At 65.1% G+C, this 24,194-nt stretch carries 26 protein-coding genes; 14 read left to right on the top strand and 12 right to left on the bottom strand.

Annotated elements, in window-relative coordinates:
* Positions 1-38: 38 nt before the first annotated feature.
* The 3 genes from AC5P78_RS08020 to AC5P78_RS08010 all read left to right on the top strand — a co-directional run bounded on the left by AC5P78_RS08020 (position 39) and on the right by AC5P78_RS08010 (position 2,254).
* Positions 39-308 (top strand): hypothetical protein, encoded by a 270-nt coding sequence (locus AC5P78_RS08020; protein WP_005411742.1) that lies wholly within the window; start codon positions 39-41, stop codon positions 306-308.
* 9 nt (positions 309-317) lie between these two features.
* Complete coding sequence (locus AC5P78_RS08015; protein WP_049395275.1) at positions 318-1,061, top strand: pyridoxine 5'-phosphate synthase; 744 nt, start codon at positions 318-320, stop codon at positions 1,059-1,061.
* A gap of 101 nt (positions 1,062-1,162) precedes the next feature.
* Positions 1,163-2,254: a PA0069 family radical SAM protein gene (locus AC5P78_RS08010; RefSeq protein WP_049395276.1), complete on the top strand. Its 1,092-nt coding sequence runs from the start codon at positions 1,163-1,165 to the stop codon at positions 2,252-2,254.
* 148 nt (positions 2,255-2,402) lie between these two features.
* Here AC5P78_RS08010 and AC5P78_RS08005 read toward each other — a convergent pair whose 3' ends face one another.
* Positions 2,403-2,708, bottom strand: a complete 306-nt coding sequence (locus tag AC5P78_RS08005) for a hypothetical protein (RefSeq protein ID WP_138970112.1) — start codon at positions 2,706-2,708, stop codon at positions 2,403-2,405.
* 315 nt (positions 2,709-3,023) lie between these two features.
* Here AC5P78_RS08005 and AC5P78_RS08000 point away from each other — a divergent pair, with 315 nt between their 5' ends.
* The 4 genes from AC5P78_RS08000 to AC5P78_RS07985 all read left to right on the top strand — a co-directional run bounded on the left by AC5P78_RS08000 (position 3,024) and on the right by AC5P78_RS07985 (position 5,312).
* Positions 3,024-3,620, top strand: coding sequence for a hypothetical protein (locus tag AC5P78_RS08000; protein WP_223846461.1), 597 nt, complete (start codon positions 3,024-3,026; stop codon positions 3,618-3,620).
* A gap of 114 nt (positions 3,621-3,734) precedes the next feature.
* On the top strand, positions 3,735-3,962 hold the full coding sequence (locus AC5P78_RS07995) for a hypothetical protein (RefSeq protein ID WP_062606456.1): 228 nt from the start codon (positions 3,735-3,737) through the stop codon (positions 3,960-3,962).
* 9 nt (positions 3,963-3,971) lie between these two features.
* Complete coding sequence (locus AC5P78_RS07990) at positions 3,972-4,154, top strand: hypothetical protein (protein WP_223846460.1); 183 nt, start codon at positions 3,972-3,974, stop codon at positions 4,152-4,154.
* 687 nt (positions 4,155-4,841) lie between these two features.
* Entirely contained in the window at positions 4,842-5,312 is a 471-nt protein-coding gene (locus tag AC5P78_RS07985) for a hypothetical protein (protein WP_197633364.1), read from the top strand.
* A gap of 62 nt (positions 5,313-5,374) precedes the next feature.
* Here AC5P78_RS07985 and AC5P78_RS07980 read toward each other — a convergent pair whose 3' ends face one another.
* The 3 genes from AC5P78_RS07980 to AC5P78_RS07970 form a co-directional block, all read right to left on the bottom strand.
* Entirely contained in the window at positions 5,375-6,085 is a 711-nt protein-coding gene (locus tag AC5P78_RS07980) for a 2OG-Fe(II) oxygenase (protein ID WP_024958796.1), read from the bottom strand.
* A gap of 108 nt (positions 6,086-6,193) precedes the next feature.
* Positions 6,194-7,210: a class 1 fructose-bisphosphatase gene (locus AC5P78_RS07975; protein WP_043035283.1), complete on the bottom strand. Its 1,017-nt coding sequence runs from the start codon at positions 7,208-7,210 to the stop codon at positions 6,194-6,196.
* A 233-nt stretch (positions 7,211-7,443) separates the two neighbouring features.
* Positions 7,444-8,646, bottom strand: a complete 1,203-nt coding sequence (locus tag AC5P78_RS07970; RefSeq protein ID WP_005411770.1) for an amino acid aminotransferase — start codon at positions 8,644-8,646, stop codon at positions 7,444-7,446.
* A gap of 171 nt (positions 8,647-8,817) precedes the next feature.
* Here AC5P78_RS07970 and AC5P78_RS07965 point away from each other — a divergent pair, with 171 nt between their 5' ends.
* Positions 8,818-10,911 carry a TonB-dependent receptor family protein gene (locus AC5P78_RS07965; RefSeq protein ID WP_414498319.1) on the top strand — a complete coding sequence of 698 codons (2,094 nt, stop codon included), beginning with the start codon at positions 8,818-8,820 and terminating at the stop codon, positions 10,909-10,911.
* Positions 10,912-10,992: 81 nt separating this feature from the next.
* On the opposite strand, the gene AC5P78_RS07960 is transcribed toward AC5P78_RS07965, so the two are convergent.
* Positions 10,993-11,331 (bottom strand): hypothetical protein, encoded by a 339-nt coding sequence (locus AC5P78_RS07960; protein WP_005411772.1) that lies wholly within the window; start codon positions 11,329-11,331, stop codon positions 10,993-10,995.
* A gap of 146 nt (positions 11,332-11,477) precedes the next feature.
* On the opposite strand from AC5P78_RS07960, the gene AC5P78_RS07955 reads away from it, so the two are divergent.
* The 3 genes from AC5P78_RS07955 to ligD all read left to right on the top strand — a co-directional run bounded on the left by AC5P78_RS07955 (position 11,478) and on the right by ligD (position 15,451).
* Positions 11,478-11,876, top strand: coding sequence for a hypothetical protein (locus tag AC5P78_RS07955; RefSeq protein ID WP_012478657.1), 399 nt, complete (start codon positions 11,478-11,480; stop codon positions 11,874-11,876).
* Between the two features lie 164 nt (positions 11,877-12,040).
* Positions 12,041-12,961 (top strand): non-homologous end joining protein Ku, encoded by a 921-nt coding sequence (gene ku / locus AC5P78_RS07950; protein WP_012478658.1) that lies wholly within the window; start codon positions 12,041-12,043, stop codon positions 12,959-12,961.
* Between the two features lie 3 nt (positions 12,962-12,964).
* Positions 12,965-15,451: a DNA ligase D gene (gene ligD, locus AC5P78_RS07945; protein WP_414498320.1), complete on the top strand. Its 2,487-nt coding sequence runs from the start codon at positions 12,965-12,967 to the stop codon at positions 15,449-15,451.
* A gap of 71 nt (positions 15,452-15,522) precedes the next feature.
* On the opposite strand, the gene AC5P78_RS07940 is transcribed toward ligD, so the two are convergent.
* From AC5P78_RS07940 to AC5P78_RS07925, 4 genes are all read right to left on the bottom strand, one after another.
* Positions 15,523-15,915 (bottom strand): hypothetical protein, encoded by a 393-nt coding sequence (locus AC5P78_RS07940; RefSeq protein ID WP_005411776.1) that lies wholly within the window; start codon positions 15,913-15,915, stop codon positions 15,523-15,525.
* Between the two features lie 127 nt (positions 15,916-16,042).
* A complete protein-coding gene (gene adhP / locus AC5P78_RS07935; protein ID WP_043035289.1) occupies positions 16,043-17,071 on the bottom strand; it encodes an alcohol dehydrogenase AdhP in 1,029 nt (342 codons plus the stop codon).
* Positions 17,072-17,167: 96 nt separating this feature from the next.
* Positions 17,168-17,806, bottom strand: coding sequence for a bifunctional 4-hydroxy-2-oxoglutarate aldolase/2-dehydro-3-deoxy-phosphogluconate aldolase (gene eda, locus AC5P78_RS07930; RefSeq protein ID WP_043035290.1), 639 nt, complete (start codon positions 17,804-17,806; stop codon positions 17,168-17,170).
* Between the two features lie 113 nt (positions 17,807-17,919).
* Positions 17,920-18,510, bottom strand: a complete 591-nt coding sequence (locus tag AC5P78_RS07925) for a cysteine dioxygenase family protein (RefSeq protein ID WP_005411799.1) — start codon at positions 18,508-18,510, stop codon at positions 17,920-17,922.
* A 238-nt stretch (positions 18,511-18,748) separates the two neighbouring features.
* On the opposite strand from AC5P78_RS07925, the gene AC5P78_RS07920 reads away from it, so the two are divergent.
* Entirely contained in the window at positions 18,749-19,804 is a 1,056-nt protein-coding gene (locus tag AC5P78_RS07920; protein WP_032966127.1) for a LacI family DNA-binding transcriptional regulator, read from the top strand.
* A 164-nt stretch (positions 19,805-19,968) separates the two neighbouring features.
* Here AC5P78_RS07920 and AC5P78_RS07915 read toward each other — a convergent pair whose 3' ends face one another.
* Complete coding sequence (locus AC5P78_RS07915; protein ID WP_012478677.1) at positions 19,969-20,439, bottom strand: Imm26 family immunity protein; 471 nt, start codon at positions 20,437-20,439, stop codon at positions 19,969-19,971.
* 242 nt (positions 20,440-20,681) lie between these two features.
* Entirely contained in the window at positions 20,682-21,575 is an 894-nt protein-coding gene (gene phhA, locus AC5P78_RS07910; protein WP_414498321.1) for a phenylalanine 4-monooxygenase, read from the bottom strand.
* Between the two features lie 125 nt (positions 21,576-21,700).
* Here phhA and AC5P78_RS07905 point away from each other — a divergent pair, with 125 nt between their 5' ends.
* Together AC5P78_RS07905 and AC5P78_RS07900 are read left to right on the top strand one after the other, a co-directional pair.
* Positions 21,701-22,186, top strand: a complete 486-nt coding sequence (locus tag AC5P78_RS07905) for an Lrp/AsnC family transcriptional regulator (protein WP_005411782.1) — start codon at positions 21,701-21,703, stop codon at positions 22,184-22,186.
* 147 nt (positions 22,187-22,333) lie between these two features.
* Entirely contained in the window at positions 22,334-23,077 is a 744-nt protein-coding gene (locus AC5P78_RS07900; protein WP_005411783.1) for a hypothetical protein, read from the top strand.
* Positions 23,078-23,123: 46 nt separating this feature from the next.
* Here AC5P78_RS07900 and AC5P78_RS07895 read toward each other — a convergent pair whose 3' ends face one another.
* Entirely contained in the window at positions 23,124-24,116 is a 993-nt protein-coding gene (locus AC5P78_RS07895; protein WP_005411784.1) for a patatin-like phospholipase family protein, read from the bottom strand.
* Positions 24,117-24,194 lie beyond the last annotated feature (78 nt).

The raw sequence follows: 24,194 nt of genomic DNA, 5'->3' as shown, positions 1-24,194 counted from the left end.
CAGCGCTACACTGCGGCGATCATCCGGGGAGCCCGACTATGTACTGGTTGTACCTGCTGCTGGCGCTGGGCTGTTTCGCCTTCGCCCTGAAGACCCCCAGCGCCGCATTGATGACCCTGTGCCTGCTGGCCGCCCTCGCCTTCCTGCTGGCCTGGGTGCGCGGTCGCTATGTAGCCCGCTTCGGCGACCTTCAGCGGGACCCTGCCACCCTTGTCGATGCCGAGGAGCTGCGCCGCCTGCGCGAGCAGGCCCAGGCCCGCCGCAATGTCGACGCCAACGACCACGATCCGTCCCCTCTTTCCAAGTAGTTCCGTTCCATGACCCAGCTCAGCGTCAACGTCAACAAGATCGCCGTCCTGCGCAATTCGCGCGGCGGCGCCGAACCGGACGTGGTGCGCGCCGCCCAGGCCTGCCTGGATGCCGGTGCACATGGCATCACCGTGCACCCGCGGCCGGACCGCCGCCATATCACCGCCGAGGACGTGCTGGCGCTGTCCACGCTGACCCGCGCGCGTGGCGTGGAATTCAACATCGAAGGCAACCCGTTCGCACCGCCGCGCGAGGGCTACCCAGGCCTGCTGCCGCTGTGCGCGCAGACCCGCCCGGCGCAGGCGACGCTGGTGCCGGATGGCGATGGACAGATCACCTCCGACCATGGCTTCGACTTCAAGCGGGATGCCGAGCGGCTGCGACCACTGATCGCCGAACTGAAGGCGAAGGGCTGCCGGGTCAGCCTGTTCGTCGATGCGGGCAACCCACTGCTGGAGCAGGCGGCCGACGTCGGTGCAGATCGTGTCGAGCTGTATACCGGCCCCTACGCCGAAGCACACGCGGCCGGCGACGCTGCGGCGATGCTGGAACTGTTCGCCACTGCGGCGCGGCGGGCGCAGGCGGTGGGCCTGGGCGTCAACGCCGGGCACGACCTGTCGCAGGACAACCTGCGCGATTTCCTGGCCCACGTGCCGGACGTGCTGGAGGTGTCGATCGGCCACGCGCTGATCGGTGAGGCGCTGTACGACGGCTTGGATGCCACCGTGCGCGGGTACCTGGCGTTGCTCTGACCGCTCTCCTGTAGCGTTGAGCCATGCTCGACGCAGCACCGCGCTGAACCCTTCAGGCAGCCGTCGCAGCCATTGAGACGGCTGCGGCGTAACCTGCCGCAATGGGTATCGCGATCAAGGGCCGAGGTTCCACGTCCCACCTTGCCGGGCGCTTTGAAAGCACCGTCAGCGAGGCGGTGGACGACGGCTGGGCGGTCGATGAGAGCGAGGAATTCCTCGCCCCGCGTCTGCGCACTGAAGTACGTGCCGAGACCGCACGCAGCATCATCAGCCGCAACACCTCACCGGACGTCGGCTTCAGCCAATCGGTGAATCCGTACCGCGGTTGTGAGCATGGCTGCTCCTACTGCTTCGCGCGCCCCTCGCACGCCTATCTGAACCTGTCGCCAGGCCTGGACTTCGAGACCAAGCTGTTCGCCAAGACCAATGCGCCGCAGCTGCTGCGCAAGGAGTTGTCGAAGCCGGGTTACGTGCCGCAACCGATCGCGCTGGGCATCAACACCGATGCGTACCAGCCGATCGAACGCAAGTTCAAGCTCACCCGCCAGCTGATCGAAGTGATGCTGGAAACCAAGCATCCGTTCTCGCTGATCACCAAGAACGCACTGGTCGAACGTGACATCGATCTGCTCGCACCGCTGGCGGCGGAGAACCTGGTCAGCGTGCATTTCTCGGTGACCTCGCTGGACCCGCATCTCTCCGCAAAGCTGGAGCCACGCGCGTCGGCGCCGCATGCACGGCTGCGTGCGATGAAGCGCCTGCATGAAGCGGGCATTCCGGTGGGTGTGATGGTGGCGCCGGTGATCCCGTGGATCAACGACAGCGAACTGGAAGCCGTGCTGGAGGCCGCGCACGATGCTGGCGCCAGCACCGCAGGCTACGTGCTGCTGCGCCTGCCGCTGGAAGTGGCCCCGCTGTTCCGCGACTGGTTGGACACCCACCATCCCGATCGCGCCGCGCACGTGATGAGCACCATCCAGCAGCTGCGCGGCGGCAAGGATTACGACAGCCAGTTCGGCACCCGCATGCGTGGCCAGGGCGTGTATGCCGATCTGTTGAACAACCGCTTCAAGCTGGCGCGAAAGCGTCTCGGCTTCAATGCGCAGAACAGCCATTGGCCGAAGCTGGATTGCAGCCGGTTCGTGAAGCCGCTGACGCCGAAGAAGGATTCGCCGCAGGGAAGTCTGTTCTAGAACGCTGGACCGCTGCCCGGCTTACCGGCAACAATCTGCGCTTGGCCGGATGGCCTGCAAGCCAGGGAGGGATGCAGATGGATGACCCAGGATCCGTGACAGTGCGATGCCGTTCGCTTGACGACGAATCGGTTCGCACATGAAGCGCTCACATGCCTTCAGCTGTGGTGCGTTTCTGCTTTTCTGTGGTACCGATGCAGAGGCTGCCCGTGCGTTTGTGGTTGAAGACGCTGCCATGCGCGACCCCACCTGCCTTACGGTCGAGCCGCGCCAGCGGCTCTTCGCTTGTCACCAGATCGTTGCCGGGGACAGCCGAGTGATCGGGCTGAGACGATTCCGCACGTCGTGGAGGACCGACCGTTCCACCTTCAGCAAGCTCACGATCCAGCTCCCCGCTGATGCGAAAGCAGGCGACCGGTTCTCTGTCCCAAATGATCGAGTACGGATGTTCCATAGCAGAGGGTCCAGCGCGTTTGCCGGAAAGACGGGCTGCTACGCAGTGCCGGTCGCAGGGCAGATTACCGTGGTTTCCGCAGGAGACTTCGGCATCGAGGTCCAGGTCGATGCAACGTTTCGCTCTGCAAGCCCACTGCAGTGGCCGGGAGAGTGCGAGGCACCGACCACAGTGTCAGAGCATCTGAGAGCCAAGCCATTGTCTCTGGAGCAGCTTGATGCATGGACGGGAGTGCATGATCCGGAGGCATCCCCCTTCGAACAGGCACACCCCTCCAGACGTTCGCGCAACTGAATCCGCACGAACGTGCTGTACATGATGAAACGCACTCACTGCTTCCACGCCAGTGGTCTCCTTCTCTACCTTGCGAGCGTGCAGGTGGAAGCTCGCTCCATTCACGAATGCATCATCGTTCCGCAGGCCGCGATCGTCACTGACATGCCGGCTGGCCTGGACGAGTTCGAACAGCGTCTGTGGGTGGCAGATACAGGTCAGAGGGTGCGCAAGGGCACCGATACCCTCCTTCTGCTGCGCCTCTTCTCGGAGTCGCCAGGCGTGATCGACTCCCAGCAGTACATCAAGATCACAGGCAGCTTGAAGCGATACGCGCCCTCGTCGGAAGGGACGCCGGAGGTAGTGGATGCACGCCTCACCAGTGGCGGCGCGGGCTTTGTGCACAAGGGAGACAACTGGCTGTCCGATTCAGTCGACGTAGAACTACATCAGCCGCATGAGCGCGATAATCGGATGGAAGTCAAAGTGACGGCTGTCGGGTGGAACAGTTATCGAAAAGAAGACCGTTCCTTCTATCTCCAGTTCACCTGTCAACTGAAGGAAATCCCTGTCGAGAAGCTCAGTGCCTGGCAAGGAGGAAACGACGATCTCTGGGGATCCTTTGGTCCCACCCGATAGCCGGGTGGAACTGCCTGCATGCAATCACTTCTGCGACGACTGGCAATGCTGAAAATAGAAATTCATTCCCTGAGGTTCTAATCACGACTGGACGAGGATGCGTTCTTCTCCAGGTTGAACCAGATTCCGGGCGTGGTGTCTGTCGAAGGGTTCCTCAGGACGATCAACGTCTCTGTTGATCCGTCGGCTGTGGATGACGAAGATATGAGAGAGTTGATTTCGCTGTTCCAGCGCTATGGAATAGACATGCGCCAGCTGCGGAAACTGGAGACGGGAGAATTCAGCTCATGGATGCGGAACAGATCCGCCTACTGGTTCAAGTCGATGTATCCGGACCCGTGAGCACATGACATGAAGATCATCTACTGGCTGGGCATCGCGTTCCTGTGGATGCTTCCGTTGAACCTTCTGTTGCTGACGGGCGGCAAGCCGATCTCCGGCGACGCGCTTGGAGAAGAAGAGCTCGTTGGTTTCGGTGTGGCGGTGTTCGGCGCTGTGGCAGGCGGGATTCTCTATCGCCGTCGCCCGCGGTAGCGTCGAGCCCGCCCGACTCTATCTGGAGCGAAGTCGAGCAAGCTGGACTCTATTTGCCACGGCCGCTTGCAACAGCCAATCTGAGGCTGATGGCTTTCGGGTTCTGGAAGCTGCAACAGCTAGCATGGAAAGCTTGGAGTTACGCGTACTGGCACCGCGTTCTGAGGGAAAATGCTGCCTCTTCTGACATCGATTCTCGGCGGTAGTACCGCGGAGGCAAGAGCGGAAAGAGGAACCTCATGCCGGTAATCCGTACATGCAAGAAGATCATGATGCCGCAGATGTCGGGACAGAGAGTCTAGACGGCCAGTTGTCGAGCATGGGTCCATGCATTGCACACGGGGGAATGATGAAGTTCATACTTTGGGCACCTGTAGTGATATTTGCCCTGTTGTCGTTGAGAGCAACTGTCTTCGTCGTCTATCAAGGGGTAAGTGGATCTCCTTTCGGGGAAGAGGAAATCACTGTCGCTGGGGTTGGGTTGGTCTGCGGCTGGATTGCCTGGGTCATGTACAAAACCCTGATCAGACCGTGGAGGAAGCCGAAGCCCTAATGTAGAGCTGGAGTTGGTGGAGGTATCAACTATTCCGCCGGCGGTGGAACTTCCACTGAAATTGGTATTGGAATTGGCGGCGGTGCATCACCGGGTGAGCTGTCTAAGAAGGATGGCGATTGGGGGAATGGTTGGTGAAGAAGAAATCATTGGCTCATTTGCTTCTATACGCTGTGATTGCGGCCCTGATAGGCGGTACCTATCTTTCAATGTTTGGATCCATTGGAGGTGGCGATTGGACCGGAAAGCCAACAGAATCAGAACTGCGCGCTGCTACCGAGACCTTTGAACTTCCTTCAGGGAGCCATCCCACGAACGTTAAGTTCTTACCGAAGGTCACGTTCCTGGGGGCCGTCTTCGACGCCGAACTCGAATCTGATCCAGAGCAGATCGCCGCTTTCTTCATCAAACAAGCCGCAGAGAAGCGGTGGCGACTGCAGAAAGACAAACGGCAGCGCCATTACAGATTGATGGTCTTCTGCGAGGATCGCCTGGCGCGCTCGGTAGAGCTGACGACAAGAGGCAGTACGGTGAAGCTCTATGGAGGAACCTACTGGGACTCGGACAGGGGCGGCGACTACTACTGCTCTCCTGAGGCCCGGTAAACCACCGACGGCATAACGAACTTGCCTGGATATCGGCTCCAATCGGGAGGAGTACGATGACCTCACCGTCCCCCAAATAACTTCTGCGCGCTCTGGAACAGGATCCAACTCGTCGCGATGAACTTGTCCCCCCCCTGCGGCCTGTTACCGCGATGGGTATGGGTAAACGCCGTCGGCGCAATCAGCAGGCTGCCGGTGCGTGGTGCGATCTTCCGCCCCTGGAACAGGAACTCGGTCTCGCCCTCTTCGAATTCCTCGTTGAGGTACAGCGTCCACAGCACGTGCCGGTGCAGGGTCTCGGCCTGCGCATCCTTGGGGTACAGCTCGCAGTGCCAGTACGGGTAACCGCCCTCGCCCGCCGCATACCACTGCAGGTTGATGGCGCCCGGGCGCAGGCAGGTGCGGGCCAGGTCGGCCAGCTGCTGCTGCGGCATGTCAGGGAAGTCCTCGGCAGACAGGCGTCGCGGTTGGCCCTTGCTGTCCTGGATCTGCAACATCAGCGGCGCGATCAATGCCTGTGGATAACGGCGTAGATAAGTCAGCAGGCCGTTGAACACCGCGTGCTGCAGCTGATGGTCCACATCCTGCCAGCCATCAAGGCCGCTGATGCGCAGATCCTTGCTGTGCTTGAGTTCCGGGAACACGCCACTGCCCACGGCACCGGGCTGCAGGCCACGCGCCGCCCGCATGCGCTCGACGATCGCCGCGCAGACCTCGCTGGGGACCGCGTTGTGGATGACCTCGATGAAATCGACCGGGCCCTGCTCGTGCATGCGTGCATTCCTTAGGCGGCAACGGCTTGATGGTGCCGTTTGCCGCCCTCGGTGTCACCCCACGGTCATGTCATCGATCTGCCATGACCGTCGTCAGGCAACCGCCAATCAGCCCTGCGCGTCGTCGTGCGCGCGGTGGTAGCGCACGGCTTCGGCCACTTCCTCGCGCGAACCCAGGAACACCGGCACGCGCTGGTGCAGCTGGTCGGGCTGGATGTCGAGGATGCGCTCGCGGCCGGTCCAGGCGGCGCCGCCGGCCTGTTCGACCAGCAGGCCCATCGGGTTGGCCTCGTACATCAGGCGCAGCTTGCCGGCCTTGGACGGATCCTTCTTGTCCCACGGGTAGATGAAGATGCCGCCGCGGGTCAGGATGCGGTGCACGTCGGCGACCATGCTGGCGATCCAGCGCATGTTGAAGTTCTTGCCGCGCGTGCCTTCCTTGCCCGCCAGCAGATCGCCGACATAGGCCTGCATCGGTGCTTCCCAGTGGCGCTGGTTGGACATGTTGATCGCGAACTCCTGGGTAGCCGCCGGAATCTGCATGTTCTCGGTGGTCAGCACGAACTCGCCCTTCTCACGGTCCAGGGTGAAGGCGTGGGTGCCATGGCCGACGGTCAGCACCAGCTGGGTGCTGGGCCCGTAGATGCAGTAGCCGGCGGCGATCTGCTTGCTGCCCGGCTGCAGGAAGGCGTCGTCGCCCGGCAGTTCGACATTGGTCGGGCAGCGCAGCACCGAGAAGATGGTGCCGACGGAGACGTTGACGTCGATGTTGGAGCTGCCGTCGAGGGGATCGAACAGCAGCAGGAAATCACCGCGCGGGTAGATGTCCGGCACCGGCTGGCTGTGGTCCATTTCCTCCGAGGCGCACGCGGCGAGGTGGCCACCCCAGGCGTTCGCTTCAAGCAGGATCTCGTTGCTGATGACGTCCAGCTTCTTCTGCGCCTCGCCCTGCACGTTACCGGTACCGGCATCGCCCAGCACGCCACCGAGGGCGCCCTTGCTGACGGCGATGGAGATGCTGGTGCAGGCGCGGGCGACGACCGCGATCAGCTGGCGCAGGTCGGCGTTGATGCGGCCGGCGTGCTGTTCCTGGATCAGGAAGCGGGTCAACGAAGTACGGGACATGAGCGGGCAGGTCTCGGCAGCGGGAAAACGCCTATTGTCGCCCGTATGGCGGGGCCGTGCGTGAGCGCGGGAAGGCGTAATCGTTTCCAGATGCGTTGCACTCGTGGCGCCTCCCCCTCCCACGCGCTTCAGGGTTCGCCGCGAGCGCGGTGGGGATGGCAAAGGCAAGAGCAAAAGCAAAAAAACAAAGGCGCCTTTCGGCGCCTTTGTCTTCAAGCTACTGGAGCGTTGTTTCAGCCCTTGGCGACGGTGGCCACGGCCTTGGCGACGTATTCCAGGTTGTTCTGGTTCAACGCCGCCACGCAGATGCGGCCGGTGCCGACGGCGTAGATGCCGAACTCGTCGCGCAGACGCTCGACCTGCTCGCGGCTCAGGCCGGAGTAGGAGAACATGCCGGCCTGTTCGTTGATGAAACCGAACTGCGGCGCGCCAGCGGCAGCCAGCTTCTCGACCAGGCCCTGGCGCAGGGCGTGGATGCGCTCGCGCATCTCGGTCAGCTCCTGCTCCCACATCGCACGCAGTTCCGGGTTGGTCAGCACGCCGGCCACCAGCGCAGCACCGTGGGTGGATGGGCTGGAGTAGATGGTGCGGATCACGCGCTTGACCTGCGACTGCACCGCCTTGGCGTCAGCGGCGGTCGGTGCCACCATCGACAGCGCACCCACGCGCTCGCCGTACAGCGAGAACGACTTGGAGTACGAGTTGGCGACGATGAAGCTGTCGATGCCGGCTTCGGCGATGATGCGCACGGCGGCGCCGTCCTGCTCGATGCCCTTGTCGAAGCCCTGGTAGGCCATGTCGATGAAGGGGAACAGCTGCTTGTCCTTCAGCAGCTGCGCGACCTGCTTCCACTGGGTGACCGTCAGGTCGGCACCGGTGGGGTTGTGGCAGCAGGCGTGCAGCAGCACCACGGTGCCGGCGTCCAGCTTGCCCAGGTCGGCCAGCATGCCGTCGAAATCGACGCCATGGGTGCTCGGGTCGAAGTAGGTGTAATCCAGCACGTCGAAACCAGCGGCGCTGAACACCGCACGGTGGTTTTCCCAGCTCGGGTTGCTCAGCGCAACGGTGGCGTGCGGCAGCAGCTTCTTCAGCACGTCGGCGCCGACGCGCAGCGCACCGCTGCCGCCGACGGTCTGTGCGGTGGTGACGCGGCCGGCGGCCAGCAGCGGCGAGTCCTTGCCGAACACCAGCTCACGCGTCGCCTGCGTGTACGCCGGCAGGCCATCGATCGGCAGGTAGCCGCGCGGTTTGGCCTCGGCGGCGAGCTGCTGCTCGATCTGCTTGACGGCGCGCAGCAGCGGAATGCGGCCGCTCTCGTCGTAGTAGATGCCCACACCCAGGTTGACCTTGGTCGGGCGGCTGTCGGCGTTGTACGCCTCGGTCAGGCCCAGGATCGGGTCGCCTGGGACCAGTTCCACGTTTGCAAAGAAGGACACGGCGGTACTCGTTCGGTAGACGGAAAGGGGGAGGAAGTGCGCTACGCGGTCCGCGGCTTTTCGGCCGGAAACAGCCCATCGTAACAAAGCCTGCCGGGGCTGGCCGCCGCCATCGTCATCCGCGGCCCCGTACCATGGCGTGCGTTGCCGCCTGATCCATCAACCTGAATCATGAATCCCGCCGCACGACGCCGTTGCCTGCCACTGTCCGCCCTGCTGCTGTCGCCCTGGGCGGCGGTGGCCGAGCCTGCGCCCACCGCCCTGCCTGCGGTGCAGGTACAGGCCGCCCGGGTGCCAGGCATCGATCCGTTCGCGCTGCCGGCCAGCCAGGACACGGTCTGGATCGACGCCAGCCGCGCGGGCACCGGTGCGCAGCTGTCTGAGGCCTTGGCCGGGGTCCCCGGACTGCTGGCACGTGACCGGCAGAACTTCGCCCAGGACACGCAGCTGTCGATTCGTGGCTTCGGCGCACGCTCGACCTTTGGCGTGCGCGGGGTGCGGGTGCTGATCGACGGGGTGACGGCGACCATGCCTGACGGCCAGGGTCAGCTGTCGCATGCCAGCCTGTTGGGCGCCGAGCGCATCGAGGTGCTGCGCGGGCCGTTCTCGGCGTTGTACGGCAATTCCTCCGGCGGCGTGCTGCAGGTCTGGAGCGCGCAGGGCCAGGCCGGCGACCCGTGGCGGTTGCGCGTGAATGCCGGCGCCGACAACACGCTCAGTGTCGGTGCGCAGCTGAAGGGTGCCGGTCAAGTGCTGGACTACAACATCGCCGCCAATCACTTCCGCACCGATGGCTGGCGGGACCATAGCCGCGCGCGCCGTGAATCGCTCAACGCACGCATCGGTGGAGAGCTGGGCGGTGGGCGGCTGGAGCTGCTGCTCAATGCGCTTGACGCCCCCGATGCGCAGGATCCGTTGGGCCTGACCCGTGCCCAGGTGGCGGCTGATCCGCGCCAGGCCACGGCAGTCGCGCACCAGTACAACACCCGCAAAACCGTGCGCCAGCAGCAGGCCGGCCTGCGCTGGACCCGTGAAACGGGAGCGCAGCGCTGGCAATTGATGGGCTATGCCGGCCAGCGCGCGGTACGCCAGTACCTGCCGATTCCGCCGGCACCCCAGACCAACAGCCCGCTGCATGCCGGCGGCGTGATCGATCTGCAGGGCGGCTATGGCGGGCTGGACGCGCGCTGGGGCTGGCACGGCGATCTGGCGGGTCGACCGCTGGATCTGGTGGCCGGGCTCAGCGCCGACCGCCAGCGCCAGCACCGCACCGGCTACGAGAACTTCATCGGCAGCGCCCTGGGCGTGCGGGGGCGGCTGCGTCGTGACCAGATCGACGTCGTGCAGAACGTGGATCAGTTCGCCCAGGCCTGGTGGCAATGGAGCCCGCGTTGGTCGCTGCTGGCCGGGCTGCGCCACAGCGCCGTGCGATTCGAATCGAATGACCGCTACATCGTCGGCGCCAACCCCGACGACAGTGGCCACCGGCGCTACCAGGCGATCACGCCTGTGGCAGGCGTCAGCTTCGAGGCCAGCCCGCAGTGGCGGCTGCATGCCGCCGTGGGGCGTGGATTCGAGACCCCCACCTTCAACGAGCTGGGGTATCGCGCCGATGGTCAGGCGGGTCTGGCGCTGGATCTGGCGGCCGCCCGCAGCCGCAGCCTGGAGCTAGGCAGCAAGTGGCACGCACAGGATGGAACCCAGCTCGATGTCAGCCTGTTCCGTGCAGATACCGACGACGAGCTGGCCGTTGCCAGCAATATCGGCGGACGCAGCACCTACCGCAACATTGGCCGCACCCGCCGCCAGGGGCTGGAGCTGCAGTACCGACAGCCGCTGGCCGAGCACCTGGAACTGCAGCTGGCGTGGACCTGGCTGCAGGCGCAGGTGCGCTCGCCGTACCTGACCTCGAACACCCTGGTCGCTGTAGGCAGCCGTCTGCCCGGCGTGCCGCGCCAGCAGGCCTTCGCCCGGCTGCAGTGGAGCCCTGCCGATTGGCAGTGGGCGCTGGAGGCAATGGCCAGCAGCGATACCGTGGTCAATGACGTGGCCACCGAGCGCGCGCCGGGCTACGCCCTGCTGTACCTGGAAGCCGGCCGTCGATGGACGCTGCCGGGCGGCGAGCTGCGCGCCTTCGCCAGGCTGGAGAACGTGCTGGACCAGGCCTACATCGGCTCGGTGATCGTCAATGACGGCAATGGTCGCTTCTACGAGCCGGGACCGGGACGGCGAGCCAACGTCGGCCTGCAATGGTCGTGGCGCTGAAAGGGGTAGTGCCGGCCGCTGGCCGGCATCGCTCTGTGTAGGGCAGCCCAGAGGTTGCCGGCCAGCGGCCGGCACTACCGGTCAGTCGGGGGCCTTGGCTGGCACGAACGGCGAGGTCGGGTCGCTGGCCGGGAAGGTCTCCTCCAGCGCCTCGTCCTGGTTGTCGCTGGCGCGCTGCTTGCGTTCACGGCGCTTGAGCGGGCTCTCCTGGCCACCGCGATGGCGGTCGCCGCCATCCTTGCGGTCCTGGGCCGCCTGTTCAGCCTCGTGCTTCACCGGCAGGTGGTCGTGCTCGGCATCGAAGAACGGCGCGCCGGTGCCGCGGTAGTCGGCGTTGTCGGCATCGCGCTTGCCGCGCTGCTCGCCGGGAATGGGCGGGTGGTTCTCCCGCAGCGGGTCTCGCGAGGTCTCTCGGCTCATGGTCTGGTACCTGCCCTTGGGGGATTCCACTACACCGCCCCGCAGGTAAAGCCGTTGCGAACCTGGCGTCATGAACATCTCGCTCACCCCCCGGTAACGGCACCGCGCGTATTCCTGCCCACCCGCCCCCGCTGCAGGAGCCGGCCATGCCCCGTCTTGAACGACCCGCACCGTCCGTGTTCAACGCCCTGCTCGATCCGCTCGGCCAGCGCAGCGCGCAGCGCCGTACGCGTCGCCATGAAGACCCCCAGGCGGTGGCGCAGGACTACCTGCAGTACATGCTCAGCGACTACGAGGAGCGCCGCGGGCAGAGCCACCGGAACTGGCGCGACCTGTGCCCGGTGTATGCCTTCGCGTTGACCACGCATGCTGCGGATTGGCCACGCGGTGATGCCGCCGATACCTGCGAGGAACTGGCCGAGCACTGGGAACAGATGCGCGGGCAGTCACGCTTGGGCTGGTCGCAGGCGCGGCCGGTGGTGGAAGACGCCTGGCGCGCGCTGGACCATATTCCGGCGGCGGCGGTGAGGCCGTTGCTGCAGTAGTGCCGGCCGCTGGCCGGCAACCCCAGCAAACTTCAGGCCGCGAGCTCTGCCGGCCAGCGGCCGGCACTACCGCATCTGCGTAGAACCCACGTGCACGGTATCGACACGGGTGGTTTACACCGCCCATCCGAAGCTGGATGCCCTGTTCCGCCAAAGGTACGCCCATGGCCCGCCCGATCTGGACCGGCACGCTGTCGTTTGGCCTGCTCAACGTGCCGGTGTCGCTGATGTCCGGCGAACGCAAGGTCGACCTGCAGTTCCGCATGCTCGATTCCCGCGACCGCAAGCCGATACGTTTCGAACGGGTCAACGCCGACACCGGCGAGGAGGTGCCCTGGAAGGACATCGTCAAAGCCTATGAGTACGACAAGGGAAGCTATGTCGTGCTGGAGGAAGGTGATATCCGCTCGGCCGCGCCTGAAAGCCACGAAGCGGTGGAGGTGGAATCATTCGTGGATGCGGCGCAGATCGACCCGCGCTATTACGAGAAACCGTATCTGCTGGTGCCCGGCAAGAAGGCCGAGAAGGGCTATGTGCTGCTGCGCGAAACGTTGCGCAGCACCGGCAAGGTGGGCATCGCGCGGGTGGTGGTGCGTACGCGCGAATACCTGTGTGCGGTGATGCCGCATGAGGACGCGCTGGTGCTGATGATCCTGCGCTATCCGCAGGAACTGGTGGATCCCGAGGACTACAAGCTGCCCACCGGCAAGCTGTCCGACTATCGCATCACCAGCAAGGAAACGGCGATGGCCGAGCAGTTGATCGAGTCGATGGCCGGCGATTGGGATCCGTCGCAGTACCACGATGAATTCCGCGAGCGCCTGCAGCAGGTGTTGAACAAGCGCATCAAGTCCAAGGGCGGCACCACGCGGGTGGACGATGAGCCGGCACCGCGCGAGGACGCCAGTACCAATGTGGTCGACTTCATGGCGCTGCTGCAGAAGAGCCTGGATGCGAACAAGCGAACGCCAGCGAAGAAGGCCGCAACGCGCAAAGCAACCGCCAAGTCGCCAGTGAAGAAGGCCGCAAAGAAGACAACGAAGAAGGCTGCAAAGAAGACCGCACCCCGACGCAAGGCGGGGTGAGCCATGTCGTTGCACCAGTATCGGCGCAAACGCCGGCTTGGCGGTGGCGCCGGGCAGACAACGGAGCCCGACGACACGCCCGCACCGGGCGACCCGAAGCAGCGGCCGACCTTTGTCATCCAGCTGCACCATGCCAGCTCGCGTCACTATGACTTCCGCCTGGAAATGGACGGCGTATTGAAGAGCTGGGCGGTGCCCAAGGGGCCTTCCCTGCGCGTCGGTGAAATGCGGCTGGCCGTGGAAGTGGAAGACCATCCGCTCTCCTACGCCGGTTTCGAGGGAGACATTCCTGAAGGCCACTATGGTGCGGGCCACGTGGAAGTCTTCGATCACGGCACCTGGGCCTGTGAAGGCGATCCACTGCAGGCACTGGCGGCGGGCAAGATCGACTTCGTGCTGCATGGACAACGCCTGGCCGGTGGCTGGAAGCTGGTGCGGACCGCGATGAAAGGACGCCAGGTGCAGTGGCTGTTGATCAAGCGCGGTGACGGGGAAGCGCGCGACGCGGAGGCGGATGACCTGCTGACGGCACCGATGCCGAAACGAACACCTGCGGCGAAGAAGCGTTCCGCGGACAAGACGGCGCGAGCTGCACCCGTCGCACGCACGACCACACGCAAGGCCGATGTGCGCTGGCATGCACGCGCGCTGCAACTGCACGGCGCACGTGACGCACCCTACCCGCATGCATTCAAACCGCAGTTGACCGATCATCGCGACAGTGCGCCGGACGGCGACCGCTGGCTTCACGAGATCAAGTGGGATGGCTATCGCCTGCTGGCTGATCTGCACGATGGCGAGGTCAAGCTGCGCTCCCGCAATGGTCTGGATTGGACCGATGATTTTCCCGAAGTGGTGCAGGCCGTGCAGGCGCTGCCGGTGCGCGATGCACGCCTGGACGGCGAACTGGTGGTGCTGGACAAGGAAGGACGCAGTGACTTCGCAGCGTTGCAGCGGGTGATCGACGGCAGTTCGAAGCAACCGCTGCGCTACATCGTGTTCGATCTTCCGGGCGTGGCTGGAGCGGATATCAGTCGTGCGCCGTTGCTGGAGCGCAAAGCACTCCTGAAAGAGCTCATTGGGCCCGCGCCTGGCACCCTGGCCTTCAGTGAGCACGTGATCGACCATGGCCCGCAGGTGTTCGATGCCAGTGGCAAGGCCGGATTCGAAGGCACCGTCAGCAAGCAGGTGGATGCCCCGTACGTGAATACCCGCGCGCGCAGCTGGGTGAAGGTGAAGCACGAAGACACCGACGAGTTCCTGATCGTCGGCTACACGGCACCCAAGGGTTCACGGGTGGGGTTCGGCTCGCTGCTGCTGGCGACGCCGGACAAGGGCGGCTTGCGCTATGTGGGCCGCGTTGGCACCGGTTTCGACGACCAAAGCCTGCGCGCGCTGCTCAAGGCACTGCAGCCATTGGCGGTGAAGACGCCCGTGCTGCAGCTGCCGGCGCATGTGCCGTTCCGCGCTGCCAGCGTACGCTGGGTGAAGCCGGTGGCGGTGGCCGAGGTGGCCTTCCGTGGCTGGGGCAAGGAAGGCCTGCTGCGCCAGGCCAGTTTCAAGCGACTGCGCAGCGACAAGCAGAAGGAGGACCTGGGAATGAGCACCGCAGATACCGAGACCGGAGGCGAGGTCGAGATCACTCATCCGGAGCGGGTGGTGTTTCCAAGGCAGAAACTGCGCAAGGGTGACGTGGCCGACTACTACCAGCGCATGGCGCGCTGGATCCTGCCCGAGATTGCCGGACGTCCGCTGTCACTGCTGCGCTGCCCGGACGGCGTGGGCAAGGCCTGCTTCTTCCAGAAGCACCATGGCCCCGGTCTGGGGGACGCGGTACATGCGGTACCCCTGCAGCAGAAGAGCGGCCGCGAGGATTACGTCTACGTCGACGATGCGCGGGGCCTGCTGCAGCTGGTGCAGATGAACACCCTGGAACTGCATCCGTGGGGCGCGACCGTGGCCGATCCCGAGCACCCGGATCGTCTGGTGTTCGATCTCGACCCCGGCGAAGGGGTGAGCTGGGCACAGGTGAAGGCCGCTGCGCGCGATGTCCGTGACCGCCTGCAGGAGGTGGGCCTGCAGAGCTTCGTGCGGCTGTCCGGTGGCAAGGGCGTGCACGTGGTGGTGCCGCTGCAGCCCAAGGCTGGCTGGGACGAGGCCAAGGCGTTCTGCGAGGCGTTCGCGCAGGCAATGGCGCTGGAGCAGCCTGATCGCTACGTGGCGACGATGAGCAAGGCCAAGCGCGGCGGCGTGATCTTCATCGATTGGCTGCGCAACACACGCGGTGCCACCAGCGTGTGTTCGTGGTCGCTGCGCGCGCGCGATGCTGCCGGCGTGGCGGTGCCGCTGCGCTGGGAAGAACTGGCCCGGGTGAGCGCGGCCGACGCGTTTCCGATGGCCAAGGCGCTGGCGCGCGCCAAGCGGCTGAAGGGTGACCCATGGCAGGGCATCGCGCGGTTGAAGCAGAGGCTGCCGTCGCTGAAGCGGTAGTGCCGGCCGCTGGCCGGCAACCTCGGCCATCCTGCAGTTGCCGGCCCGCGGCCGGCACTACCTGCATGCGCTCAGCGCAGATCGCGCGAGGGGCGGCGCCCGAACCACCAACCGACCAGCAGTTGCAACGGCAGCGATGCCAACAGCGAAATGACGAACCAGAACGGGAAGTCCGCACCCGCCGTCCACATCGCGTAGCCACAGCCCAGCGCGATCAGCGACCAGATCGAGAAGCCATGTGAACGCGGCCAGCACGGTGCGTAATAGGTGGCGAAGGAAATGCCGGCGACGCCACCGAGTACGCTGAAGGCCAGGTCCCACCCCAACTGCACGCTGTTGCTGTCCGGCGACAGGCCCAGCAACGGCGGCAGCCAGCCGGCGACGCTGCTGACCAGCGCAAGCGACAGCACGCCGCCGATCAGGGCGACGATGGACAGGAACAGGGTCTTGAGCAGGCCAGGCATGCGCGTATTGTACGGCTGCCACAGAGTGCCCGCGTTGCCGGCCAGCGGCCGGCACTACCGATGGATCGGCATGGCCGCCGTGCCCGTGGGAGAGGGGTACGGAGCAGCGGCGGCCATGCACAGGCAGTCAGGCGGCGAAGTCGAGCACCACGCGGCCTTCGATGGTGCCCGCGTGCATGCGCGCGAACACGTCGTTGATGTTTTCCAGGCGGTCGGTGCTGACCGTGGCTGCGACCTTGCCTTCGGCGGCGAACTGCAGTGACTCCTGCAGATCCAGCCGGGTGCCGACGATCGAGCCGCGCACGGTGATGCCGTTGAGGACCATGCCGAAGATGTCCAGCGGGAAGTTGCCGGGCGGCAGGCCATTGAGCGACACGGTGCCACCGCGGCGGACCATGCCCAGAGCCTGTTCGAACGCCTTCGGCGAAACCGCCGTGACCAGGGCGCCGTGCGCACCGCCGATCTCCTTCTTCAGGAATGCGGCCGGATCGGTGGTACGCGCGTTCACGGTGATCTGCGCGCCGAGCTGCCGGGCCAATGCCAGCTTGTTGTCGTCCACGTCCACCGCAGCCACATTCAGGCCCATCGCACGGGCGTACTGCACCGCCATGTGGCCCAGGCCACCGATGCCGGAAATCACCACCCAGTCCCCGGGCTTGGTGTCGGTCACCTTCAGGCCCTTGTAGACGGTCACGCCGGCGCACAACACCGGCGCGATCTCGACGAAGCCCACTTCCTTCGGAAGCAGGCCGACATAGTTGGCATCGGCCAGTGCGTACTCGGCGAAGCCGCCGTTGACCGAGTAACCGGTGTTGCGCTGCGTCTCGCACAGCGTTTCCCAGCCACCCAGGCAGTGTTCGCAATGGCCACACGCCGAGTACAACCAGGGGATGCCGACCCTGTCGCCTTCCTTGACGTGCCCTACCCCGCCTCCCACGGCCACGACGTGCCCCACGCCCTCGTGGCCGGGGATGAATGGCGGGTTCGGTTTCACCGGCCAGTCGCCCTCGGCGGCGTGCAGGTCGGTGTGGCAGACGCCACAGGCCTCGATCCTGACCAGCACCTCGCCCGCCCCCGGGCGCGGTACCGAGACTTCCTCGATGACCAGCGGCTTGCCGAACTCGCGTACGACGGCGGCCTTCATGGTGGATTGCATGTTCGGATCTCCGCAGTGCGCTTGCCCACAGAATGACGCCGGCTCGAGGCCGGCGCTTTGATCACGATCAAACCTTTGAAGATCCGTGCAGCAGGTTCAGCTGGCCAGTACCGATGCTTCGCGCGCCAGTCGTTCGATGGCGTCCCAGTCACGGGTCTGCAGCAGCGCCGGGGTGGTCAGCCACGAGCCGCCCACGCACAGCACGTTGGGCAGGTGCAGGAACTGCGGCGCGGTCTGCGCGCTGATGCCGCCGGTCGGGCAGAAGCGCACGTCGGCAAACGGGCCGTGCCAGGCCGCCAGCAGCGCAGCGCCACCGGCCTGCACCGCCGGGAAGAACTTGAAGGTGTCCGTGCCGTGCTCCACGCCCAGGATCAGGTCCGAGGCGGTGGCGGCACCGGGCAGGTACGGCAGGTCGGCATCGCGCGCGGCGGCATACAGCGCCGGCGTTGCACCGGGCGACACCGCGAAGCGCGCGCCGGCCTGCTTCGCCGCCTGCATCTGCGCGGCGTTGAGCACGGTGCCGGCGCCGATGACGGCATCGGGCACGGCCTCGACCATGGCCTTGATCGCATCCAGCGCCTGCGGCGTGCGCAGCGTCACTTCGATCACCGGCAGGCCGCCGCGGAACAGCGCCTGGGCCACTTCGACCGCCTCATTCACATCTTCGGGGGTGTACACCGGAATCACCGGTGCCAGCTTCAACAGCGCGCGCAGGCGCGGATCAGCGCTGGACATGGTCTTGCTCCTTGCCCGATGGGGCATCGCGGATCGCCGCCGGGTCCGGCAGCGCAGCGGCGCATGATGCCATGCACGCTGCGAAGGTGCTGGTACCCTGCCCTGCGGCGGATTCAGACTGCGTCGGCCTGCAGTGCCTGGATGCGGCGTTGGTACCAGTCACCCCCAAGCGGGTCGAACACCGCCGAACGTTCCATCGGCGCTTCGTATACATGCACCGAAATGGCCAGGGCTTCATCGCTGGCATTGCGCAGGGTGTGGTATTCGTGAGGTGGAATGAGGCTGCCGGCGCTGCCGCAGCCGCCGCGCAGCGCGGCGTGGCGTCGGAAGCGCCAGCGTTCGCCGGCGCATTCCAGCAGCTCGTAACGGGTGATCTCCAGTTCCCCCAACCACACGCCCTCCACACACCACATGGCATCGTGGTCGTGCAGCGGCGTGCCCTGCCCTGGGCCCCAGCTCATGGCAATCACGCTGTAGCCGTGTTCCTGGCTGTGGTACAGCGGGCGTCGCGCGTAATGATCACTGACCGGACGGTGCACGCATTCGGGTAGCTCGATGCGGCTGTCCGCGATGGCTTCCTGCAGCGCCAGCTGCAGGTCGGCGGTGATGCGCCCGGCATCACCGGAGGTCATCGCCGCGTCGACTGCGGCGATCAACCGGTCGCGGCCACGGAACGCCGGAAACGGAGAAGTCTGCAGGTCCATGCCCCGACTGTAGCGGAGCATGGTTAAGGGAATGTTGGTGTTCGCGCGCGTGGCACCCGCATTCATGGCAAGCACGCGTGAAAAACGGTTCAGATGCAAACGCAGTAGAGCGATCACAATGGAACCTCACGCGGTGGAACGTGTCGAACACGGTCTGTGCCGCTCCAGCTGCGACATTCCGCAACTTCGCGCCCGACGGGCGCAAGGCTAGAATTCTCCGACTTACCTGGTTCTATACATGTCAGTGCGAAATATGAGCGATGCCGCGTTGCCGGCATCGAAAGGCAAGGCTGCCACGATCAACGACATCGCACGACTGTCGGGAGTTTCCAAGAAAACGGTTTCAAGAATCATCAACAACTCGCCGCTGGTGCGCAAAGACACCCGCGACAAGGTCGAGGCGTTGATGCGCGAGGTCGGTTACGTGCCCGACCCCCTGGCGCGCGGACTCGCGTTCCGCCGCTCCTTCCTGATCGGGCTGGTGTACGACGACCCCGGCGCCCAATGCATTGTCGACCTGCAGCACGGCGCGCTGGAAGCGCTGCGCGGCACCGGCTATGAGCTGGTGGTGCATCCCTGCGACAGTCAGGACCCGGAGTGCGCGCAGGGCGTGCGCCGCTTCGTGCAGCAGCAGAAGCTGCATGGGGTGATCCTCGGCCCGCGTGCATCCGAATCGGTTGCACTCGCGCAGATGCTGGACGACATCGACTGCCGCTACGTGCGGATCAACGCGCATGCGTCGGAAGAAGACGTGCAGGCGGTGGTCACCCACGATCGCGATGGCGCGGCAGCAGCAGCGGGCTACCTGCTCTCGCTCGGCCACCGCGACATCGCGGTGATCGCCGGACCGGGTGACCGGCGCGCGGCGCGTGAGCGTACCCATGGCTTCCTTGACCGGTTGGCCCAGGTGGGGCTGACCTTGCCGGGCGAGCGCGTGCTGGAAGCGGGCGACACCTTCGAATCCGGCGTGCATGCCGCCGAACGGTTGCTGCTGGGGGAACGCCGCCCCAGTGCGATCTTCGCCGGCAACGACGAGATGGCGGCCGGTGTCTACCAGGTCGCGCTGCGTGCGGGTATTGCCGTGCCACAGCAGCTGTCGATCGTCAGCTACGACGACAGCCCGCTGGCCTCGCGGCTGTGGCCGCCGCTGACCTCGGTGCGCCGCCACGTGTCCGACATCGGCCGCATGGCCGCAGCGATGCTGGTGCAGACCGATCTGCCGGATGCGCCGACCGCAGCCAGCGTGCATCCGCAGTTGATGGTGCGTGGTTCCTGCCGCGCCGTGGACGCCTGAGTGCCCTGCCCTCGCCTGCACCGCCGCGAAGGCATCAGGCATCAGGTATCAACGAGAACGGCGCATCGAGGTGCGCCGTTTTCAGTGCAAAGCGGTGTGCGCCGTGCGCTTACACGTCGCCGCCGTCGGCCCCCAGCTCTCTAGTGTTGCGAAACCAGTATTTCTTACGAGTCGAAGACCAAAAAATCGCCGGATCTTCGCAGTATCTCCTCGATGACATCGTTTTCGTCGAATTTGCGAAATTCAGGGAGATTGTCGTACTGGCCGAACTTGGCGGCCGGAATGAAGTGACCCTGAAAGACGACCATCCTGACATCCGGTCGTATCGCGGCAACCTGCTTCCTGGGTGGGGCCCATGCGGAGGCATCGTCCTCGAATGGCACATTGCCGACGCGTGGCCATCTGCCCTCCCTGATCGCCTCCTGAAACAGGAACACGTCCAATACGCTGTTTAAGGTAGAAATCTGCGTGATGGAGAGAATGCGTCCTTTGGACAAAACAGGAAGGACGGCGATGTCAACGTCCCGATATGCACGAATATAGCCAAAGCTCTGATGCTCAGCATCCAATGGAACAGCATAGACGTCTCCAGCGATGACGCGGACCCTCTTCCTGGGCTTGGTCTCAACGCTCATCTGCGGGTGAAATCATCTCTAATGAATGGCTGGTAGCTTGGGGTAGCAGTCGGTGCAGCACAGCCCTTGCGGTATGACTGTCTCTCGATCGAGCGCGGCCTCGATCAATTTTGGTCAATCAGATAGGACAGTGCGTAGAGGATGATTCGACCTCGAACCGAAGTTCAAGGCCGATTGCGACAGAGTGTCACGCATTGCATAACGGCAGTCATCTTCCATCGGTCGCGCAGCACTCATACACCTTACACGTCGCCGCCGTCGGCCCAGCCTTCACCGGTGCCCTTCTGGAACACGCGGTCATCGCCCTGCACATCGCCTGCCGGCAGATGCGCCTGGCTGGCCAGTGCCGCGTAGATCGGGGTGAAGTCCGGCGACGTCGCCTGCATCAGCTGTTCGAAGCTGTCGATGACGAAGTAGGTCTTCTGGAAGGTGTCGATGCGGTACTTCGTGCGCATGATCCGCTGCAGGTCGAAGCCGATGCGGTTGGGCGCGGCCGATTCCAGCGAGTACAGCGACTCGCCCTTCGACGACACGATGCCGGCGCCGTAGATGCGCAGGCCCTCGGGCGTGTCGATCAGGCCGAATTCCACCGTGTACCAGTACAGGCGCGTGAGGTTCTGCAGCGCGTCCGGGCCGATCGCGTGGGCTTTGACGCCGCCACGGCCGTACGCCTCCATGTAGTCGGCGAACACCGGGTTCATCAGCAGCGGCACGTGGCCGAACAGATCGTGGAACAGGTCCGGCTCGGCGATGTAATCAATCTGGTCCGGGCGACGGATCCACCAGGTCACCGGAAAACGGCGATTGGCCAGATGGTCGAAGAAATCCAGTTCCGGCAGCAGGCCTTCAACGCCGACCAGGGTCCAGCCGGTGGCGGCGCCCAGTACTTCGTTGAGCTGCTCGAAGCGCGGAATCATGTGCGCGCTCATGCCCATCTCGTCCTGTGCATCCAGGAACTCCTGGCAGGCGCGGCCGACCAGCAGCTCGCGCTGGCGCTGGTACAGCGTGCTCCAGGTGGCGTGGTCGTCGGTGGTATAGGTGTCCCACGGCTGCTCGACGAGCGCGGTGGTGTACACCGGCACGTAGCCCTTGTCGGTCTGCTGGTGTTCGACGCGGCGGGGCTGGGCGAGGTCCATGGGGCACTCCTTGACGGGATGCCTACGATGCTAGGGCAGAGCACGCGCAACAGGGTTGCAAAAGTTGCGCCCGTTGGCCCTGTTGGCGCAATATCCTTGCGTACTCACCATGTTGCGGGGCAACAATGGCCGGAGAAGTCCAGTTTGATCGCACGGATATACGCCTGCTGGCTGAAATCCAGCGGGATGGGCGCGCCACCAACGCCGAACTGGCGGCGCGGGTGAATCTTTCGCCTTCGGCTTGCCTGCGGCGGTTGCAGCGGCTGGAAAGCGAGGGTGTGATCGTCGGCTATGGCGCGCGGCTGGAGCCGCGGCAGCTGCGGCTGGGCCTGCAGGCCTTCGTGCGCGTGCAGCTGGAAAAGCACGACCAGGCCGCCATCGGCCACTTCGTGGACAGCGTGCAAGCGTGGGACGAGGTGGTGGCCTGCCATGCGCTGACCGGCGACATGGACTACCTGCTGCACGTCTACGTGCGCGACCTGGAGCACTTCTCTCGCTTCCTGCTGGACCGGTTGCTCAACGCCGGTGGCGTGGCCGATGCCAATTCCAGCTTCGTGCTGCGCACGGTGAAGGGCTTCCAGGCATTGCCGCTTTCGCAGCTGGAGTCGTGATCATCCGGCGGATGTGGGAGAGCGTGACTTGCTTTGCATCCTGGGCGACGCAAGGCATTTTCCTACGGCGAGACGGATGAACCTCTGACAGAGTGACGCAATCAGCCTTCCTAGACTCACTGGACAACCCTGTCCGGAGAGATCGACATGAAAGTCTGCCTTGCTCCAGTCATTGCCCTGCTTGTCGCTGGCCTGATGCCGGCCGCTGCGGGTGCTTCCCCCCAGATCGCCAACGCCCAACCTCTGGCGCTGAGTTGCGGTACCACTGAATTCGTCGGCATGACCAGCAACTCGTCGACGCTGGCCAAGCGCCAGTGCAATGGTAGCTATGTCTATGGAATCGGCGTCTCGGTCAATGAAGCGGTGGAGAACCTCAACGGCTTCATGGCGGTGCTGCAGGCCGGCGTGAGCTGCAGCGCGGATGCCAGCAGCATCGTCAGTGGTGCCTACGGCAAGGGTGTTTTCGCCCAGTTTGTCTGCAATGGCTGGTCGATCGCCGGCGTGGGCAACTCACCCACCACCGCGGCGCGCAACTCGCTGGCCATCGCGACGGAAATGGCGGCCACGGGTACCCATTGCGCAGCGCCGCTGCAGGGTTCGTACTATCCGGAATCCTGGGGGTTCCGTTTCCGCTACGACTGCGGCAACACGCAGACCCTGAAGAGCTGGTCCATCAGTGGGCTCGGTGCCAGCATCGATGACGCCAACGTCATCGCCATGCGACTGATGCGTTACTCCACAGCGGCAGGCCAGAGCTGCAACTTCGAGAAGGCCGAAATCAATGGCGTCATTCTGCACGCCACGCTGGTCTGCAACGGCTCGTACATCCATGGCTACGGCAGCTCGGTGACGGCCGCAGCCAACGACGCACTGGCCCAGATCGGCGCCTGACCCGTCGTGAGGCCCCTGGGGGTGACCCGCATGGAGCGGGTTGCCCTCAGCACTTGTCCTTGCGGCCCATCAGCTTGCCCAGGCGCGAGGCTTCCTCGCACTTGGGAGCAGCCACCGGCGCCGGTGCAGCGGCCGCAGCACGCGCACGCTGCAGCTGCTGGATCCTGGCGCGGATCTGCGGCATTGCAGCCATCGCGGCCTTTTCGCCTTCCAGGATCGCCGTGCCGCGCTGGCTGAAATCGGCAGCGCCGATGTCCAGCACCTTCGGCCGGATGACGATGTCGGCGCGTGCCAGTTCCTGTTCGCCCAGGCGCTGGCCCATGATCGAGATGGACTGGTTGACGATGCCCAGCATGTCGGTCGGCGCCTTGCCGCTGGCCTTGCTGGAGATGTCCACGGCGATCACGAAGTCGGCGCCGAGCTGGCGCGCGGCATCCACCGGCACCGGGCTGACCACGCCGCCATCGATGTAGTTGCGACCACCGATCTTCACCGGTTCGAACACGCCGGGAATGCTGCTCGACGCGCGCACCGCCTGGCCGACGTTGCCGCGCACGAAGATCGCCCGCTCGCCGGTTTCCAGCTGGGTGGCGACGGCGGCGAACGGCTTCTTCAGGCGTTCGGCCGGACGGTTGGCAACCTGTTCGTTGACGTAGTCCTGCAGCTTCTGGCCCTGCACCAGGCCACCGGAGAACAGCCGCACGTCGCGGATGCTGGCTTCATCCAGCGCCACCGCCTTGCTCTGCATCTGGAACGCGTCCATGCCGCTGGCGTACAGCGCGCCGACCACGCTGCCGGCACTGGTGCCGGACACCACCGCGGGCTCGAAGCCATTGGCCTCCAGCATCTTGATCACGCCGATGTGGGCAAAGCCCTTGGCCGCGCCACCGCCGAGTGCGATGCCGATCTTCACCGGCTTGGCCTGTGGCACCACGGTCGGCGCCGGCGGCGGCGTAGGGCGGACCGGATCGCCACCGCAGCCGGCCAGCAGGCCGATCAGGGCGACGGACAGCAGCATGCGGGGGCGGAACAGGCTCATCGGCAGTGCGCTCGCGGCGCCGGATTCAGGAAAGGGCGCCAGCATACCGAAGCCGTGGCGGGGCGGGCAGGGTGGGAA

The organism is Stenotrophomonas sp. YJH_SMC_133 (assembly GCF_059370655.1).
This window is presented reverse-complemented; position numbering and strand designations above follow the sequence as displayed.

Coding starts and splice junctions, on each gene's coding strand:
- AC5P78_RS08020 (WP_005411742.1), top strand. CDS start 39: ATGTACTGGTTGTACCTGCTGCTGGCGCTGGGCTGTTTCGCCTTCGCC.
- AC5P78_RS08015 (WP_049395275.1), top strand. CDS start 318: ATGACCCAGCTCAGCGTCAACGTCAACAAGATCGCCGTCCTGCGCAAT.
- AC5P78_RS08010 (WP_049395276.1), top strand. CDS start 1,163: ATGGGTATCGCGATCAAGGGCCGAGGTTCCACGTCCCACCTTGCCGGG.
- AC5P78_RS08005 (WP_138970112.1), bottom strand. CDS start 2,708: ATGGAACATCCGTACTCGATCATTTGGGACAGAGAACCGGTCGCCTGC.
- AC5P78_RS08000 (WP_223846461.1), top strand. CDS start 3,024: ATGATGAAACGCACTCACTGCTTCCACGCCAGTGGTCTCCTTCTCTAC.
- AC5P78_RS07990 (WP_223846460.1), top strand. CDS start 3,972: ATGAAGATCATCTACTGGCTGGGCATCGCGTTCCTGTGGATGCTTCCG.
- AC5P78_RS07980 (WP_024958796.1), bottom strand. CDS start 6,085: ATGCACGAGCAGGGCCCGGTCGATTTCATCGAGGTCATCCACAACGCG.
- AC5P78_RS07975 (WP_043035283.1), bottom strand. CDS start 7,210: ATGTCCCGTACTTCGTTGACCCGCTTCCTGATCCAGGAACAGCACGCC.
- AC5P78_RS07965 (WP_414498319.1), top strand. CDS start 8,818: ATGAATCCCGCCGCACGACGCCGTTGCCTGCCACTGTCCGCCCTGCTG.
- AC5P78_RS07960 (WP_005411772.1), bottom strand. CDS start 11,331: ATGAGCCGAGAGACCTCGCGAGACCCGCTGCGGGAGAACCACCCGCCC.
- AC5P78_RS07955 (WP_012478657.1), top strand. CDS start 11,478: ATGCCCCGTCTTGAACGACCCGCACCGTCCGTGTTCAACGCCCTGCTC.
- ku (WP_012478658.1), top strand. CDS start 12,041: ATGGCCCGCCCGATCTGGACCGGCACGCTGTCGTTTGGCCTGCTCAAC.
- ligD (WP_414498320.1), top strand. CDS start 12,965: ATGTCGTTGCACCAGTATCGGCGCAAACGCCGGCTTGGCGGTGGCGCC.
- AC5P78_RS07940 (WP_005411776.1), bottom strand. CDS start 15,915: ATGCCTGGCCTGCTCAAGACCCTGTTCCTGTCCATCGTCGCCCTGATC.
- adhP (WP_043035289.1), bottom strand. CDS start 17,071: ATGCAATCCACCATGAAGGCCGCCGTCGTACGCGAGTTCGGCAAGCCG.
- eda (WP_043035290.1), bottom strand. CDS start 17,806: ATGTCCAGCGCTGATCCGCGCCTGCGCGCGCTGTTGAAGCTGGCACCG.
- AC5P78_RS07925 (WP_005411799.1), bottom strand. CDS start 18,510: ATGGACCTGCAGACTTCTCCGTTTCCGGCGTTCCGTGGCCGCGACCGG.
- AC5P78_RS07920 (WP_032966127.1), top strand. CDS start 18,749: ATGTCAGTGCGAAATATGAGCGATGCCGCGTTGCCGGCATCGAAAGGC.
- AC5P78_RS07915 (WP_012478677.1), bottom strand. CDS start 20,439: ATGAGCGTTGAGACCAAGCCCAGGAAGAGGGTCCGCGTCATCGCTGGA.
- phhA (WP_414498321.1), bottom strand. CDS start 21,575: ATGGACCTCGCCCAGCCCCGCCGCGTCGAACACCAGCAGACCGACAAG.
- AC5P78_RS07905 (WP_005411782.1), top strand. CDS start 21,701: ATGGCCGGAGAAGTCCAGTTTGATCGCACGGATATACGCCTGCTGGCT.
- AC5P78_RS07900 (WP_005411783.1), top strand. CDS start 22,334: ATGAAAGTCTGCCTTGCTCCAGTCATTGCCCTGCTTGTCGCTGGCCTG.
- AC5P78_RS07895 (WP_005411784.1), bottom strand. CDS start 24,116: ATGAGCCTGTTCCGCCCCCGCATGCTGCTGTCCGTCGCCCTGATCGGC.